This window comes from Oscillibacter sp. KLE 1728 (assembly GCF_934833455.1).
Lineage (GTDB): Bacteria > Bacillota > Clostridia > Oscillospirales > Oscillospiraceae > Oscillibacter > Oscillibacter welbionis.
This window is the reverse complement of the sequence record NZ_CAKVVF010000046.1, coordinates 1-14,270: the sequence shown is the minus strand read 5'-3', so window position 1 is coordinate 14,270 and position 14,270 is coordinate 1. Positions and strand designations below refer to the sequence as shown.

The following is a 14,270-nucleotide window of genomic DNA, read 5'->3' as shown; positions in this document are numbered from 1 at the left end:
GTCCTGTACACCTCCATGGTGGCGGGAATGATGATGCCCCGGACGCCGTCGGCGATGTGGCGGCCCTTCAAAATGTTGTAAGCGGCCTCCATGTCCTCGATCCGGCCGTTGGTGCAGGAGCCGATGACCACCTGATCGATTTTGATGTCCCCGCCCTCGGCGGCCGGGTGGGTGTTCTCCGGCAGGTGGGGCCAGCTGACGGTGGGCACCAGGGTGTCCAGGTCAATGGTGATGGTCCGCTCGTACTCTGCGTCCGGATCTGCCTCGTATTTCTTCCATTCCCGCCGGCTGCGGCCCTTCAGGTACGCCTCGCAGGTCTCGTCCACCGGGAAGATGCCGTTCTTGGCACCGGCCTCGATAGCCATGTTGCAGATGCACAGCCGGTCCTCCATAGTCAGGCTCTGCACGCCGGGGCCGATGAACTCCAGGCTCTTGTAGAGGGCGCCGGAGACGCCGATGAGTCCGATCAGGTGCAAGATCACGTCCTTGCCGGACACAGGCCGCCGCAGACTGCCGGTCAGCTCCACGCGGATGGCGGCGGGCACCTTGAACCACGCCTTGCCGGTGGCCATGCCGGCGGCCATATCCGTGGAGCCCACGCCGGTGGAGAAGGCCCCCACCGCGCCGTAGGTGCAGGTGTGGCTGTCGGCGCCGATGATGCAGTCTCCGGCGGTGACGATGCCCTGCTCCGGCAGGAGGGCGTGCTCCACGCCCATCTTGCCCACGTCGAAGAAGTTGACGATGCCGTGTCTGCAGGCGAACTCCCGGCACTGCTTGGACTGCTGGGCGCTCTTGATGTCCTTGTTGGGGACGAAGTGATCCAGAACGATGTTCACCCGGGTCTTGTCGAAAACATCGCAAAAGCCCGCCTTTTCAAACTCGTTGATGGCCACCGGAGTGGTGATGTCGTTGCCCAGGACAATATCAAGGTTCGCCTCGATCAGCTGTCCCGCCTTGACGTGCTCCTGGCCGCAGTGGGCAGCCAGGATTTTCTGTGTCATAGTCATTCCCATGGGTATTGTGCCTCCGTTCTCTGTGATGAAGTCCAGGGGTCTCCCCCGCTGTTTACCGGTTATTGATGGCACTGACCAGCGCCCGGACGCCTGCCACGATGATGTCCGTGTGGGTGCCGCAGCCCCAGGTCTCTCTGCCATCTGGCCACTTCAGCCCTACGTAGCTGCAGGCCCGGCTGTCGGTGTCAGGGTCCAGTGCGTGCTCGCTGTAATGGATCAGTGTGAAGTCCATGCCCGCTGCCTGCTCGATGGCATTGGCCACCGCGTCCAGGCGGCCGTTTCCGGCGGCGCCGCACTGGATCATCCGGCTGCCGCGGCGCAGAGTCAGGTTGGCGGAGATGGACCCGTCCTGGTTCTGTGTGTAGTGGGCGGCAGTGACATTCAGCGGGGCCGCGTTGTTGACGTAGTTGTCCTCAAACACCTCCAGCACCTCCTGGACGGAGAGTTCCCGGTGGTCGTGGTCGCTGACCTCCTTGACCCGGTAGCCCAGCTGCTCCCGCATGTGGGGCGGCGGGTTATAGCCGTAGTTCTGCTGCAGCAGGAAGCCGATGCCGCCCTTGCCGCTCTGGCTGTTGATGCGGATGACGTCCGCGTCGTAGGTGCGGCTGATGTCGTGGGGGTCGATGGGGATATAGGGGCAGTCCCACCGGTGCTGGTGGTGCTCCTTCCGGTAGGTCATGCCCTTGGCGATGGCGTCCTGGTGGCTGCCGGAGAAGGCAGCGAACACCAGGCTGCCGGCGTAGGGGCTGCGCTCATAGACGTGCATCCGTGTCACCCGCTCGTATACCTCGCAGATAGCGGGCATATCGGAGAAGTCCAGCTTCGGGTCCACTCCGTGGCTGTACATGTTCATGGCCAGGGTGATGGCGTCCACGTTGCCCGTGCGCTCCCCGTTGCCGAAGAGGCAGCACTCCACCCGCTGGGCACCGGCCAGTACCGCCAGCTCCGCATCCGCCACGCCGCAGCCCCGGTCGTTGTGGGGATGGGTGGAGAGAACCACGGCATCCCGGTACTTCAGATGCTTGGAGCACCATTCGATCTGGTTGGCGTAGATGTGGGGCATGCTCATCTCCACCGTCACCGGCAGGTTGATAATCATGGGACGGTCCGGCGTGGGCTGCATCACGTCCAGCACTGCGTTGCAGACTTCCACGGCGTACTCCGGCTCTGTGCCGGTGAAGCTCTCCGGGCTGTACTCAAAGAGGAAATTGCCCTCGTACTCCCGGCTCAATTCCTTGATGAGCTTGGCACCGTCCACGGCGATTTGCTTGATCTCCTCCCTGGACTTGTGGAACACCTCCCGCCGCTGGGCCTCGCTGGTGGAGTTGTAGAAGTGGATGATGGCCCGGGGGGCGCCCTTCACCGCCTCAAAGGTCCGGCGGATGATGTGGTCCCGGCACTGGGTCAGCACCTGGATCGTCACGTCCTGGGGGATGCGGTCCTCGTCGATCAGCTTGCGGAGGAACTCATACTCCGTCTCCGACGCCGCCGGGAAGCCCACCTCGATCTCCTTGAAGCCGATCTTCAGCAGTATCTCGTAGAACTCCAGCTTCTCCTCCAGGCTCATAGGCACCACCAGACTCTGGTTGCCGTCCCGCAGGTCCACGCTGCACCAGGCGGGGGCAGTCTCGATATGGTCCTTCTGCATCCACTCGTACACGTGCCCCGGCTCCACCGGCGGGGGATAGTAGCCAATCTGATATTTCGTCGCGTCCATCATGTCAAAGTCCTCCTTCCAAGGTCTTGTCTTTGGAAGGAGGACAACAAAAAATCCCATCTCTCCAAAGACCATCAGTCTTTGAGAGACGGGAGCAAAAAATGCTGTACCCGCGGTACCACTCTCATTGCCGGGAGACCCGGCCACTCTGTACGATCGGCTCCTCCTGAGGGGGCGAATCGCGTCTGCATGATAACGGACAGCGGCCGTCCGCACCTAAAGGCGATGCCTCTCAGCGCGGCTGCTCAAGGGCCAGTGACGCGGTCCCCTCCGTACCGCCTTGCACCGACCGGCGGCTCTCTGAAACGGGGCGTGGGATCGCCTTTTCCCCTTCATCGCATTTTGGAAGATGGGAAGAGTATAACAGCTCCGCCGAAGGACGTCAAGTGAGGAAATCTGTCCTCACAGCGGATTTGGTACGGTTTGACAGACATCTCTTGGCGAAACGCGCCGTCTCTTGTGAAAACCGCAAGAAAAAATCAGGACGGCTGCCGCCGTCCTGAAGCGGCGGCCTCCCTCCGGAAGACCCCGCTGCGGAAGCGGACCACTCCCCAGGAGCCGGGAGGGCGGGCCGGTTGTATCCTGCATCCTGAAAAATGCCCAGCACCTCACAGCGCCGCACCTGTCCGCCAGATCTGCGTCTCCGTGGCCACTATGCGCACCCGGCGGTCATGGAGGCCCACCGGTACGCGGGGCTGCAGCAGGCGGTCGGGGCATACCAGAATGGCGGGCCCCTGATAGTACTCCAGGTAGCGGTCGTAATACCCGCCGCCGGGGGAGCAGGTCACGCCAAGGTACGAGAGGCGCAGATGCGCACCCGGGTGGAGGGCGTCAGGTCAACTATGCGGACCTGCAGACCGGGCGGGGTCCTATCACGATGGAGCCCCAGTTCCCCGTGATCCCGGGGCTGGACATCGTGGAAATCGCGGAGGCTGTCGGAAACTGCGCTACCGTGCTATATAATGAGGACAACTATGCCAAGCTGCCCGAGGACCTTCAGACGGTTCTGCGGGAGTGCATGGACCAGATCCGGGAAAAGAACAACGAGATCACGCGTGATGAGGATGCCTATTATATCGAGAAGATGAAAGCCGAAGTTCCCGGGCTAACCGTGACGGAATCCGATTATGGGTCTTTGCTGCTGTGGGCCGTGCGGTCCATGAGGAGCTGGTCGCCAGCGTCTCTGATGAAGCGCTCTGCGATGCAATCCAAGCCCTGGCCTGAGCAAGGAAGGTTCCCTCCCTGCAAGGGTCTCGTTTGGGAGACAAATGGGACCCTTGCAGAAAACACCGGGGCGCCCACTGAGGTAAAACTTATAAAAAAGTATATGCGCCATTTTCCTTGGCCATTGTGCACGCTCCTCTCTGCCGGTCTTATGAGAGATATCATACAGCCGGGAGGGAAATGCGACAATGCCCCGCCGGGCCGGGCGATTTTCAGCTTGTCTCTTTGCCGGTTGTGCGGTAAACTGGACATATCGCGGCGCCGGACGGGGTGCAGCCATGGATACCGGAGCGCGCCGGGGCGCCTCCGGCATCTGCATCCGGTGGAAGCGCCCGCATCTGCATGAAACGGGAGGAAGCAGACATGGACCATCTGGACTTGGAAGCCCCCGGCCTGACGGCGGGGAATGTGGAAAAAATCGCCGCGCTGTTTCCCGCCGCCGTCACGGAGACGCGAGGCGCGGACGGGAAGGTGAAAAAGGCCGTCAACTTCGAGGTCCTCAAGCAGCTGCTGGCCCCCGACGTGGCGGAGGGGGAGGATCGCTACGAATTCACCTGGGTCGGCAAACGGGCCGCCATGGCCGAGGCCGCCCGCCCCACCTCCAGAACCCTCCGCCCCGTGAAGGCGGACAGCCGGGATTGGGACACCACCCGGAACCTCTACATCGAGGGAGACAATCTGGAAGTGCTGAAAATCCTCCAGGAGAGTTATCTGGGCGCGGTGAAGGTGATCTACCTGGACCCGCCCTACAACACCGGCAGCGATTTCATCTATCCGGATTCCTTTGTGATGGACCGCGGCGCATATCACGGTGCCAGCGGATACCGGGACGCGGAGGGGAAGATCAACTTTCAGCGGAAAAACACGTTTTCGGACGGCAGGTATCACTCCGACTGGTGCTCCATGCTCTTTTCCAGACTGCTGCTGGCCCGCAGCCTGCTCTCCCCGGACGGCGTCATCCTGATCTCCATCGACGACCATGAGTCAGCGAACCTGAAGAAGATCTGCGACGAGGTGTTCGGCGAAAGCAACTACCTGAACCAGTTCGCGTGGGTCTCCAATATCACGGGCCGCCAGATATCCGGCAGAGGCGCGGCCAAAACCTGGGAGTCCGTCCTGGCCTACGCCAGGGACATCGACGCGTGCGGCAGCCTGTCTATTGACATCCGCTTCGCCAGGGAGAAGATGCCCGATGCGTACAAGGGCTTTCGCAGGGACGTTCGGACGGACCGGCTGGGCCCCTTTGCGGTCGGCGATCCCCTCTACAATCATAATCGCAAGTTCAACGAAGAGACCCGGCCGAACCTCGTGTTCTCCATCTTCTATCAGCCCCAGACCCAGGAGATCTCCACAGGCGCCATCGGGGAGAGGCCGCCCGGATGGGTCGAGCTGCCGCCCCATGCAAATGGGGACGGCGTGCACAAATACCATGCCTGGCGGTGGTCCCGGCAGAAGATTGCGGACGAGCCATATAATCTGATCGTGCTCCCCACAGCGTCCGGTGGGTATGAGATCCACACCAAGATCAGGGACTTCGGCAGGACGCTGCTCAAGGACGTCATTCCCGACATCCCCAACGGAGACGCGGAGCTGCGGAAGCTGTTCGGCGGCCGGAAATTGTTTGACTACCCAAAGTCCGTGGACCTGTTGAGGACCCTGATCGGCTCTGTTCCGGGGAAGGATTTCGTATGCCTGGACCTCTTCTCCGGCTCCGCCACCACCGCCCACGCGGTGATGCGCCTCAACGCGGAGGACGGCGGCCGCCGCAGCTTCATTATGGTGCAGCTGCCCGAGCCCTGCGGTGAGAAGAGCGAGGCCGCCCAGGCGGGCTTCCAGACCATCTGTGAGATCGGCAAAGCCCGCATCCGCCGTGCCGGGGATCAGATCCGGACCGAATTCCCCGGTGCCTGTCCGGACATCGGCTTCCGGGTCTTCCGGGTGGACGAGGGCTGCCGGAAGGAGGTCCTCTATCCCCCGGAGGAGATATCCCAGCCGCTGATCGGGCAGACGGTGTCCAATATCCGGGAGGACCGCACCGACCTGGATCTGCTCTATGCCTGCCTGCTGGACCAGGGCCTGGGCATCCACCTGCCCCACACCAGCCGGGTGGTCGGCGGCTGCACCGTCCACCGGGTGGACGGCGGCGTCCTGGCGGCCTGTTTTGACGCTGGCGTTCCGGACACGGTCATCCGGGACATAGCTGCTTCCCGCCCCCAGTGGGCTGTCTTCCGGGACAGCGCCTTCGCCTCGGACGCCGCCAAGATCAACGTGACGGAGATCTTCAAAAGCCTGTCCCCCGGCACCCGCGTCCAGGTACTCTGAGTGCAGACCGTCCGCCTGGTTCCATTCCGCAGAAACTTTCCCCGTCTTGCCCGGATGTGTCCCCAGCGCACCGGACATAAGGAGGTGACCTCATGAAGCTCCAATTCAAGCACCAGCCCTTTCAGGCGGAGGCGGCCGCAGCGGTCTGCGATGTGTTCCGCGGTCAGTCACTGTGCGCCCAGGCACACCGGCAGGGCCTGGGCGCCGCGGCCGACAGGCCGCTGTCCCTGGCAGGGACCGGCACCGGCCTGTGCAACCAACCCCTGGCTCCGGAGCTGACCGACGCCCGGATCCTGAAAAATCTGCACGCGGTCCAGTGGCGCGCCGGATTGCCTCTGTCCAAGGCCCTGGCCGGGCCGGGGATCAACCTGTCCGTGGAGATGGAGACCGGCACCGGCAAGACCTATACCTATGTGAAAACCATCTACGAGCTAAACGCCCGCTACGGCTGGAGCCGGTTCATCATCGTGGTTCCGTCGGTGGCCGTCCGGGAGGGCGTCTACCGTTCCCTGCAGACGACCCAGGAGCACTTCGCCGGGGAGTACGGCAGGCGGCTGCGGTTTTTCATCTACAACTCCGACCGCCTCGCCCAGGTGGACCGCTTCGCCTCCGACAGCGCCATTCAGGTCATGATTATCAACATGCAGGCGTTCAACTCGGGCAGGAACCAGCGGATCATCGACCAGCGGCCGGACAGCTTCCGGGGCCGCCGCCCCATCGACGTCATCGCGGCCACCCGGCCTATTCTCATCATTGACGAGCCCCAGAGCGTGGAGGGCCGCCAGACTCGGGAGAGCCTGCGCAAGTTCAACGCCCTGTTCACCCTGCGCTACTCCGCCACCCACCGGGAGGCGTACAACATGGTGTACCGTCTGGACGCCCTGGACGCCTATAACCGGCATCTGGTGAAACGGATCGCCGCCCTGGGGGTGACCTTCACATCCTCCCCCGCCGCTGGCGGCTTTGTCTATCTGGAGGGCGTGGACCTGAGCCGGGACAGGGCCCCCGCCGCCCGGATCGGTTTTGAGGTCAAAGGGGCGTCCGGCATTCGGACGGTGGTGAAACAGCTGCGCCGGAAGGCGGATCTGTTCGCGGCGTCCAACGGCCTGGCCGAATACGCCGACCGCTATGTGGTGGCAGAGATCGACGGTCGGGACAGCTCGGTGACCTTTCTCAACGGCCTGAAGCTATATGCCGGTCAGTTCAGCGGCGGCGAGGAGCGGACAGCTCTCCAGCGCCGGGTGCAGATTCGGGAGACCATCCGCACCCACCTCCGCCGGGAACGGGAGCTGTATTCCAGGGGAGTGAAAGTGCTGTCCCTCTTCTTCATCGACGAGGTGTCCAAATACCGCCTGTACGACGGGGACAGCGGCAGCGGCCGCAGCGGCGAGTACGCCAAAATGTTTGAGGAGGAGTACGTCGCCGTGGCGGAGGCGTTCCGGCGAGAGATCGACGACCCGGCGTACCGGGCCTATCTGGACGGCATCGATGCCCGCGAGACCCACCAGGGCTACTTCTCCGTAGACCGGCGGAAGGGCCGCCAGGCCCGCTTTGTGGAGGGAAAGATCGACCGCAAGAGCCGAACCTCCTTCGACGCGGACGCCTATGACCTGATCATGCGGGACAAGGAGCGGCTGCTCAGCCTGGATGAACCTGTGCGGTTCCTCTTCTCTCACTCCGCCCTCCGGGAGGGGTGGGACAACCCCAATGTGTTCCAGATCTGTATGCTGAAGCCCCAGACGGAGTCGGAGATCCGCAGCCGCCAGGAGATCGGCCGCGGTCTGCGCCTGTGTGTCAATCAGGAGGGCGAACGCATGGACGAAAGCGTCCTGGGCGGGGCGGTGCAGGAGCTGAACAAGCTGACGCTCATCACCGATATGGAGTTCGGCAGATTCGCGGAGGCCCTGCAGCAGGGGCTGGCGGCGTCCCTTGCCGGCCGCCCCCGGACGGTGGAGCCGGGCCTGTTTGCCGGCAGGCTCCTCACTGGCACCACCGGGGCACGGGTCCGGGTGACGCGGGAGCTGGCAGATGAGATCTGTGCCGCTCTCCGGAAACAGGGCTATGTGAAGGACCGCGTCCTCACCGGCAGCTTCTTTGCGGACCGGGACCGAGGTGCCGTCCGGCTGGGCGGAAGCCTTCAGGACCTCAGCGCCGCCGTGGCGCAAGTCCTCTCCGGCGTCTATACCCCCCGGGCCATCCCCGCGGAGAACGCCCACGGCGGCAACGTCACCGCCCGGGCGGACCCGGAGAAGCTGCAGACCGAGGCGTTCCGCTCCCTTTGGGCGCGGGTCGGCCCCAAGTCCTTCTACACCGTCTCCTTTGACACCCGGGAGCTGATCGGGAACGCCATCCAGGCACTGGACGCGCATCTACAGGTGACCCCCGTCTCTGTCCGGACGGTGTATGGCGAGCAGGCGACGCAGCTGCAGTCCCGGGAACAGCTGCTTCAGGGCCGGGCCTTCCGCCGCAGGGAAAGCCGTGTGCAGGCCGCCGGTCCCCCGGCGCCGGGCGGTGTACGGTATGACCTAGTGGGCAGGCTGGTGGAGGAAACCGGCCTGACCCGTACCACTGCGGCAGCCATTCTCCAGGGCATAGCCCCTGAGACATTTGCCATGTTCCGCCTGAATCCGGAGGATTTCCTCCTCCAGGCCTCCAGGCTCATCAACCGGGAGAAGGCGGCCGCCGTCGTCCGGCACATCACATACCACCGGCTGGACGCGTCGTATGACGCCGCCCTCTTCACCAATGCCGTCCGCCGGGGCAGGCTGGGGTGCACCGCCGTGCCCGCCGCCCATTCGATCTCAGACTATGTGATCTGTGACACCGACAGGGAACGGGCCTTTGCCGAGGCGCTGGAGGCCAGCGAGGCGGTCAGATTATATGTCCGACTTCCCAAGTCCTTCTTCATTCCCACTCCGGTGGGGCGGTACACGCCCGACTGGGCCATCGCCCTCCGGGACCGCGCAGGGGATCCCGTCTATTTCGTGGCAGAGACCAGCGGCAAGGCCCCACAGCCCCAGGGCGTGGAGGCGGCGAAACTCCAGTGCGCCCGCGCACACTTCGCCGCGGTCAGCGGCGGAGAGGTGATGTGCGGCGCCGTCCGTGACTTGGATGAGCTCCTGCGCATCGTGGGCTGAAGCCCCGGGGCCGCACAGTATGCACGGCGGCGTATGGAAGGCCCCCCGCTATGGACAGAGAAGCGGGGGGGGGGGGGGGGGGGGCGCACCCCGGGGGCCCCCAATGCTGGCCGGGGGGGTTTGGCACGCCCCCCGCGTCGGCCCATCTCCGGGGGCCATAAAACCAGTTTTTTACCGCCCGCGCCGGCTTGTGTGCAGCTGTGAGGTCTGCAAGAATTCGAATACACTGCCGGTTCCCCGGCTTTCAGCAAGCGGGCCGCCGCAGCGGCACGCTCCGGAACTCCGGCCCGGCGGAGTCTGTTTGAGCCGCCGCATCCCCGGTGCGCCGCCAAAGCCGGCCCCCATCTCAGGGCAGAACTGCCTGTGCCAGGCGGTTGTCAATGCCCTGTCCCCTCCCCCGCCCGGGGTGCGCCGCCCCGCCTCCGCAGACGGCGGAACCGCCGGTGAGAAGCAGTCTTCCCGCCGTTCTCACGCCGTCCCGTGGGGGATGATGACCTTCTCCACCCGGATCTTCCCATCCTCCGCCTCCGCCGTCATCATGGTGATCTCCTGATGGAACCGCCGAGGGCCGCAGGAGCCCGGGTTGAGCCAGAGGACGCCGCCTTTCTCCTCCTGCACGTACTTGTGGGAGTGGCCGAACACCACCGCGTCCACACCGGCCAGGTCCGCCGGGACCTCCTTTCTGTTGTGGACCATGAAAAAGGTCACGCCGCCCAGGGTAACGGTGAGATCGTGCGGGATGGCCTCCGCCCAGTCCTTGTCGTTGTTGCCCCGGACGATGTACAGCGGCGCATACTGCCGCAGCTCATCCACGATGCTCTGCCTGTTGATATCTCCGCCATGGAGGATGGCGTCGGCGGTCTTTAGATGCTCCGTGACCTCCGGCCGCAGCAGGCCGTGGGTGTCGGAGAGAATGGCAAGTTTCATAGGTTTCCCCTCCCCCTCAGATGATGATGCCCTCGCAGTGGTCGATCTCGTGCTGGATAATCTGGGCCGTCCAGCCGGTGAAGGTCTTGATCCGCTCCTGGAATTTTTCGTTCTGCCAGCGGACCTTGATGGACTCCCACCGCCGGGCTCTGCGGGTGCCGGAGAGGGACAGGCACCCCTCCTCCGCCTCATAGGGGCCGGCCCTTTTCACGATCTCCGGATTGAACATGACCATATAGCCGCCCTGGTTGTCGAAGGCGATGATGCGCTTGTTCACGCCGATCATGTTGGCCGCCATACCTACGCAGCCGTCCCTGTGGACTTCCAGTGTCTCCAGCAGATCCGCCGCCACCGGCAGGTCCTCCGGAGAGGCGGGCTCGGCCTTTTGGGCCAGGAAGGCCTGGTCTTTGCAGATGTCCCGAATCATGATGGGTCCTCCTTGTGTCGTTGAATCGCCGCCGCTATGGTCTCCGCCGCAATGCGGGCCCCCTGCCCGCTGGGGTGGACGCCATCGGCGGCGTAGAGGTCCTGCGTGCCGGGCAGCTGGTAAAACCGCCGCCCCACGTCGGCAAGCAGGGCGCGGTTTTCCTCCGCCGCCCTGCGGTACGCCGCGGACAGGTTCCGGGCCATCCCGCCATAGTCCCATCCCTTGGCCGACAGCCGGGCCCCACCCTTCTGATAGGCCCAGGTGGCATAGAGCACCGGGATGGCCCCGTTCTCCCGGATCTGCCGGCAGAGCCGCTCCACGCTGGCGAAAAAGCTCCCGGGAGCGGTGATGGGGCCGTGGCTCATTTCCTGCAGCACCACATAGTCCCACTGCTCCTTTGCAAGCGCCGCCTGCGTTCGGGCGCCCAGCCGGGTGTTCGGGTTCAGATGCTCGGACAGCCGGGCCCCGCCCCGGGTATGGCAGACCACTTCCGCCCCGGTCAGTTCCGCCAGAATGTCCGGCATATCTTGGGCAGAGGTGAGGCTGTTGCCCAGCATCAGAATCCGCATGTTGCTCCTCCTTGTCTCGTTTCCGTGCGCGTCTGCGCGAAAGGCTCCCGCCGTCAATGCTCGGGGCAGCGCTCCATAAGCCCCCTGCCGGATTTGCTGATATCCCCATATCCCGCCGGAGCCGCAGCGGCCCGCTCTGGGCGGCACCGGTTCTCCCATTGATGGTTCCCTCCAGCAGGCGCACGGTGCCGGGGAATGATGCGTTTCATGGGGCGAAATCCCGGCGGCAAGGGCCCTGTGCCCCTGCTCCGCGAAGTGGCACACCGTCATAGGCCGGGGAGACGTTCCACCGCCCGGCAAGGGTCCGGCAGCACCCGGCGAAGGTCCGGGAAGCGGCAATGAGCATTTGGCCCGGCACCCATTCCCCCGGGGACCGGGACGGCAACGCCAACAGAGGGAGCTTCCCCCGTGCCAGCTCCAGGCTGGTCAGGAATCGCTCCATCCGCTCCGCCGTGGCCTTGGGCCTGCGGCCCTGCAAAAGGTCATTGGTGCCCAGCATCACGATCAGCAGGTCGGTGTCCGCCGGAATGTCAGGTGCCGCGTCGGGGAGCTCCCGGCCGTTGGCGCCCCAGTTGCCCAACACCCATCCGGTTTCGGCCGCCAGGATGTCCACCCATCAGCTGCCCGGGGCACAGCGCCCGCCCAGCCGGGACCGGGGATCGTAGCCCCAGGTGCTGGAATCGGCGAAACAGATGACCTTCCTCACAGCTGTCCCTCCAAGGCACAAGCCCCGGACGTGCCCTCACCTTCCCCGCATCCCGTTTAGGCCGGTGCGTGCGGTGCTATTCTGCCTGCGGCATTTGTGATTTCATCACGGTGCGATTCATAGATTTGCGGTATGATGAACCCACTCAATTTAGGGAGGCATGCTATGAATTCCGTGAAAAAGCGGCGCAGAGCCGTGGTGGACCCGTCAGCCTGTGTGGCCTGCGGCTGCTGTGTGAAGGTCTGTCCCCTGCAGGCCATTGAGATCGTGCGGGGCGTTATGGCCCAGGTCCGGCAGGACAAATGCGTGGGCTGCGGCAAGTGCGCCAGGGAGTGTCCGGCCAGCGTCATCAAAATCCGGGAGGTAGAGGCATGAAGAAGCACTGGTACGACTATCTGTGGATCGCTTCGCTCCTGTACCTCCTGCTGGGATTTTTCAACATTCTGTTTGCCTGGCTGGGCCTGCTGTGCTTCTTCATCCCCCTCATCATCTCCGTGGTCAGCGGGACCAAGAGCTACTGCAACCGCTACTGCGGCCGGGGCCAGCTGTTTGGGCTGCTGGGCGGGCGCTTCGGGCTGTCCCGCAGGAAAGACATCCCCAAATGGATGAAAAGCAAGGCGTTCCGATACGGATTTCTCGCCTTTTTCTTCGCCATGTTCTTTCTGATGCTGTGGAACACCTATTTGGTGTTCGCCGGTGTGCGGGATCTGGGGCAGGCGGTCACCCTGCTGTGGACCTTCAAGCTGCCCTGGAACTGGGCCTACCACGGCACCCTTTTCCATCCCGGCGTGGCGCAGTTCGCCTTCGGCTTCTACGGCGTCATGCTCACATCCACAGTCTTGGGGCTAATCACCATGGTGCTGTTCAAGCCCCGCAGCTGGTGTGTCTACTGCCCCATGGGCACCATGACACAGCTGATCTGCAAAGCAAGGAACAGCCGCACATGACCGTGCCGTATCACGCGGCTCAATCCTGCAACTGCCGCAGCCTGTCCTCATCAAGGAGCCGGACCATGCCCCGGGAGAGCCGCACCATGCCCTCGCTCTGAAAATAGCGCAGCATCCTGGTAATCACCTCCCGGTGGGTGCCCAGGTGATTGGCAATGGCCTCATGGGTGATCTTCAGCACGCTGCTCCCCTCGATGGAAGCCTCCTCCAGCAGAAAGGCCGCCACCCGCTTGTCCAGGCTCTTCCACATGACCTGCTCCATCAGCCACATGACCTCGGAGAACCGGCTGGCCATCAGCTCGTTGGTGTAGTTGGCCACAGGCGCCGACGTCTCCATGATGTCCTGGTAGACCTCCGCGGGAATGACCCAGAGGTCCGTGTCCTTCTCCGCCTGGATGGTGACCTCAAACTGGATGGAGCGCATGATGCAGGACGCAGAGAACAGGCACAGATCCCGGTCGAACAGGCGGTAAATGGTGATCTCCCGCCCCTCGTCAGAGAGGATATAGGCCCGGAGCTGCCCCGCCTTCACCAGGAGGAGTCCGGTGCAGTCCATGTCCCCGTTGTGCAGGATCGTCCCCTTCTTCACGGTTCGGAAATTCAGATTGCTGCGGATCCGGTCCTGCTGGTCTGTTTGGAGCTTGTTCCAGATGGGAAAATAGTCCTGAAAGGTCATTCCGTGTCCCTCCTCATCGTGTTCTCAGTATAGTTGACAGGAGCTTTGCTGTCAACCGGCCCGCTTTTCGGAAAATCCCGTGTTTTGGGTGATGTCGTCACAGAAAAATCGCGGGCTTTCGGTTATACTAGGACCAAACCAAGGAAAGGAGCTGACCAGCATGGCGGCTATCAATCTAAACAAGGAACAATTCCAGCAGATGGCAGAGGGCGGCAAGCCCATCCTGGTGGATTTCTGGGCTCCCTGGTGCGGCTACTGCCGCCGGATCGGGCCCGCGTATGAGAAGATCGCGGACGAATACGGCGACCGTCTCACCGTGGCGAAGGTAAACATCGACGAGGAGGCCGCGCTGGCCGAGGCGGCGCAGATCGAGGTCATTCCTACGCTGGTCCTGTATCGGGACGGGAAAGCCGTGGACTCTATCGTCAACCCCGGGTCCAAAGCGGCCATCGACCAGTTCATCCAGGAGGCTATGGCGAAGTAAGGAGGCGGAATCCATGGGCGAAACTCGTGTCTACGACATGATCGTGGTGGGCGGCGGGCCGGGCGGCTATACGGCGGCGCTCTATGCAGCCAGGGCCGGGCTGGATACACTGGTGCTGGAG

At 63.7% G+C, this 14,270-nt stretch carries 15 protein-coding genes and 1 other annotated feature; of the genes, 7 read left to right on the top strand and 8 right to left on the bottom strand.

Annotated features, from left to right (window positions below; translation table 11 throughout):
* The 3 genes from QVE23_RS06885 to QVE23_RS06875 form a co-directional block, all read right to left on the bottom strand.
* Positions 1-1,013, bottom strand: a 1,013-nt coding sequence (locus tag QVE23_RS06885; protein WP_502919076.1) for a 3-isopropylmalate dehydratase large subunit, incomplete at its 3' end; no start/stop codon positions are given.
* A gap of 52 nt (positions 1,014-1,065) precedes the next feature.
* Positions 1,066-2,733 carry a 2-isopropylmalate synthase gene (locus QVE23_RS06880; protein ID WP_119311430.1) on the bottom strand — a complete coding sequence of 556 codons (1,668 nt, stop codon included), beginning with the start codon at positions 2,731-2,733 and terminating at the stop codon, positions 1,066-1,068.
* A gap of 78 nt (positions 2,734-2,811) precedes the next feature.
* Positions 2,812-3,075, bottom strand: a binding site (T-box leader).
* Positions 3,076-3,338: 263 nt separating this feature from the next.
* The gene (locus tag QVE23_RS06875; RefSeq protein ID WP_021747638.1) at positions 3,339-3,518 is read right to left on the bottom strand and encodes a 5-formyltetrahydrofolate cyclo-ligase family protein; all 180 of its coding nucleotides are present in this window, start codon (positions 3,516-3,518) and stop codon (positions 3,339-3,341) included.
* Positions 3,519-3,607: 89 nt separating this feature from the next.
* Here QVE23_RS06875 and QVE23_RS10940 point away from each other — a divergent pair, with 89 nt between their 5' ends.
* The 3 genes from QVE23_RS10940 (at position 3,608) to QVE23_RS06865 (ending at position 9,413) form a co-directional block, all read left to right on the top strand.
* The gene (locus QVE23_RS10940) at positions 3,608-4,300 is read left to right on the top strand and encodes a hypothetical protein (RefSeq protein WP_353847673.1); all 693 of its coding nucleotides are present in this window, start codon (positions 3,608-3,610) and stop codon (positions 4,298-4,300) included.
* Positions 4,301-4,317: 17 nt separating this feature from the next.
* Positions 4,318-6,276 carry a site-specific DNA-methyltransferase gene (locus QVE23_RS06870; RefSeq protein ID WP_287967814.1) on the top strand — a complete coding sequence of 653 codons (1,959 nt, stop codon included), beginning with the start codon at positions 4,318-4,320 and terminating at the stop codon, positions 6,274-6,276.
* 92 nt (positions 6,277-6,368) lie between these two features.
* Positions 6,369-9,413: a restriction endonuclease gene (locus tag QVE23_RS06865; protein WP_287967813.1), complete on the top strand. Its 3,045-nt coding sequence runs from the start codon at positions 6,369-6,371 to the stop codon at positions 9,411-9,413.
* A 468-nt stretch (positions 9,414-9,881) separates the two neighbouring features.
* Here QVE23_RS06865 and QVE23_RS06860 read toward each other — a convergent pair whose 3' ends face one another.
* The 4 genes from QVE23_RS06860 to QVE23_RS06845 all read right to left on the bottom strand — a co-directional run bounded on the left by QVE23_RS06860 (position 9,882) and on the right by QVE23_RS06845 (position 11,949).
* Entirely contained in the window at positions 9,882-10,340 is a 459-nt protein-coding gene (locus QVE23_RS06860) for a metallophosphoesterase family protein (RefSeq protein ID WP_021747642.1), read from the bottom strand.
* Positions 10,341-10,356: 16 nt separating this feature from the next.
* Positions 10,357-10,767: a peptide deformylase gene (locus tag QVE23_RS06855; protein WP_119311435.1), complete on the bottom strand. Its 411-nt coding sequence runs from the start codon at positions 10,765-10,767 to the stop codon at positions 10,357-10,359.
* Entirely contained in the window at positions 10,764-11,336 is a 573-nt protein-coding gene (locus tag QVE23_RS06850) for an SGNH/GDSL hydrolase family protein (protein WP_036629443.1), read from the bottom strand. The genes QVE23_RS06855 and QVE23_RS06850 overlap by 4 nt, the downstream gene beginning before the upstream one ends.
* Positions 11,337-11,541: 205 nt before the next feature.
* Entirely contained in the window at positions 11,542-11,949 is a 408-nt protein-coding gene (locus QVE23_RS06845; protein ID WP_276895912.1) for an SGNH/GDSL hydrolase family protein, read from the bottom strand.
* Between the two features lie 258 nt (positions 11,950-12,207).
* On the opposite strand from QVE23_RS06845, the gene QVE23_RS06840 reads away from it, so the two are divergent.
* Together QVE23_RS06840 and QVE23_RS06835 are read left to right on the top strand one after the other, a co-directional pair.
* Complete coding sequence (locus QVE23_RS06840) at positions 12,208-12,417, top strand: ATP-binding protein (protein ID WP_025543941.1); 210 nt, start codon at positions 12,208-12,210, stop codon at positions 12,415-12,417.
* Complete coding sequence (locus tag QVE23_RS06835) at positions 12,414-12,989, top strand: 4Fe-4S binding protein (protein WP_119311436.1); 576 nt, start codon at positions 12,414-12,416, stop codon at positions 12,987-12,989. The genes QVE23_RS06840 and QVE23_RS06835 overlap by 4 nt, the downstream gene beginning before the upstream one ends.
* A gap of 19 nt (positions 12,990-13,008) precedes the next feature.
* Here the strand turns inward: QVE23_RS06835 and QVE23_RS06830 are convergent, their stop codons facing one another.
* On the bottom strand, positions 13,009-13,665 hold the full coding sequence (locus QVE23_RS06830; RefSeq protein ID WP_021747648.1) for a Crp/Fnr family transcriptional regulator: 657 nt from the start codon (positions 13,663-13,665) through the stop codon (positions 13,009-13,011).
* Positions 13,666-13,825: 160 nt separating this feature from the next.
* Here QVE23_RS06830 and trxA point away from each other — a divergent pair, with 160 nt between their 5' ends.
* Both trxA and QVE23_RS06820 read left to right on the top strand, forming a co-directional pair.
* Positions 13,826-14,149 (top strand): thioredoxin, encoded by a 324-nt coding sequence (trxA, locus tag QVE23_RS06825; protein ID WP_025543938.1) that lies wholly within the window; start codon positions 13,826-13,828, stop codon positions 14,147-14,149.
* A 13-nt stretch (positions 14,150-14,162) separates the two neighbouring features.
* On the top strand, positions 14,163-14,270 hold a 108-nt coding region (locus tag QVE23_RS06820; protein WP_287967818.1), incomplete at its 3' end, for an FAD-dependent oxidoreductase.